Origin of the sequence: Lactobacillus nasalidis (assembly GCF_016587775.1) — a bacterium.
Lineage (GTDB): Bacteria > Bacillota > Bacilli > Lactobacillales > Lactobacillaceae > Lactobacillus > Lactobacillus nasalidis.
The window spans coordinates 1-1,639 of sequence record NZ_BOCG01000422.1 but is presented as its reverse complement, the minus strand read 5'-3'; the positions used below and the strand labels follow the sequence as shown (position 1 = coordinate 1,639).

The 1,639-nt window shown below is 58.3% G+C and carries 2 protein-coding genes; both read left to right on the top strand.

Annotated elements, in window-relative coordinates; all coding sequences use genetic code 11:
* Nucleotides 1-466, top strand: a 466-nt coding sequence (locus tag lacNas_RS07825; protein ID WP_307865705.1) for a PUA domain-containing protein, incomplete at its 5' end; no start/stop codon positions are given.
* Nucleotides 467-485: 19 nt separating this feature from the next.
* Nucleotides 486-1,639, top strand: a 1,154-nt coding sequence (locus lacNas_RS07820; RefSeq protein ID WP_201331504.1) for a glutamate-5-semialdehyde dehydrogenase, incomplete at its 3' end; no start/stop codon positions are given.

The following is a 1,639-nucleotide window of genomic DNA, read 5'->3' as shown; positions in this document are numbered from 1 at the left end:
TGGTTCAAGCAACGGCACTGGCGGCATGGCAACCAAGATCAAGGCTGCCGATATGGCCACCAAATCCGGCGTCCCGGTCTTCATCTGTTCGGCCGACTCGACTGCCCTGGTCGACGCCGTGCACCAGAACAACCAAGGCACTCTTTTTACGGCCAACGAAAAGGCCTTCAACCAAAAGAAACAATGGCTGGCCTTCTACGCTCCGGCCAAAGCCCGCGTCTACATCGACCACGGCGCGGTGCACGCCATGGCCAGAGAAGGCTCAAGCCTGCTGATTTCAGGAATCAAGCAGATCAAGGGCGATTTCCGCAAAGACGACATCGTGGAAGTCTACAGCCTGGAAAGCAAGAGGCTGATCGGCAAGGGCAAGGCCCGCTTCTCCAAGCCGGTTTTGGCTGAAATCCTAGAGCAAAAGCACCCAGAAGGCATCTTCATCCACCGCGACGACTGGGTTACTACCCTTTGATCAACAGAAAGGAAAAAATATGACGCAAAGTTCAACTCAACAACTGCTCGACAGCTTACTGGCCAACAAGGCCGCCGTCAACCTGGCGGACACGGCTGCCAAAAACGAAGCCCTGGCCTTGATGGCCGACGCGCTGGTTGACGGCCAGGCCGAGATTTTGGCTGCCAACGAGCGCGATTTAGAAAAGGCCCAAGGCAGCATTTCACCAGTTATGCTTGACCGGCTGCGCCTGACGCCGGAAAGGCTGGCCGGCATGGCCAGCGGCATCCGGGCGCTGATTGACCTGCCGGACCCGGTCGGGCGCCTGCTGGACCAGCATGAAGCAGACAACGGCTTGAGAATCGAAAAGCGGTCCGTGCCTTTCGGCTTGATCGGCATGATCTATGAAAGCCGGCCAAACGTCACTTCTGACGTAGCGGCCCTGGCCATCAAGTCCGGCAACGCGGCCCTTTTGCGGTCGGGCAAAGAAGCCTTCAACTCAGCCAACGCGATCATGACTGCCTTAAAGGCTGGTTTGGCTCAAAGCAGGATTTCACCAAAAGTCATTGAGCTGGTTCAAGACACCAGCCGCCAGTCTGCCAGCGAGATGATGACCGCCCGCGGCAAGATCGACCTGCTGATCCCGCGCGGCGGCAAGGGACTGATCAGAGCGGTCGTCGACAATGCCAAGGTACCCGTGATCGAAACCGGCACTGGCATCTGCCACATTTATGTCAACAAGGCAGCCGACCTGGACAAGGCCGTCAATATCACGGCCAACGCCAAAATGAGCCGGCCTTCAGTCTGCAACGCGGCTGAAGTCTGCCTGGTCGACAGCGCTGTTGCTGCCACCTTCCTGCCCCGCCTGGCCGAAGCCTTTGCCGGCAAGGTCGAAATGCGGGCCGATGAACGGGCCAAGGAATTTTTGCCTGACGCCAAGGCAGCCGGTCCGGATGACTTTGACACTGAATTCCTGGACTACATCATGGCCATCAAGGTCGTTGACGGCGAAGAAGAAGCCATCGACCACATCGCCAAGCATTCAACCCACCATAGTGAAGCCATCGTCACCGAAGACCAGGCTGCCGCCGACCGCTTCACCCAAGCAGTCGACTCAGCTGCCGTTTACGTCAACGCCTCAACCCGCTTCACTGACGGCGGTGAATTCGGCCTGGGCTGCGAGATCGGCATCTC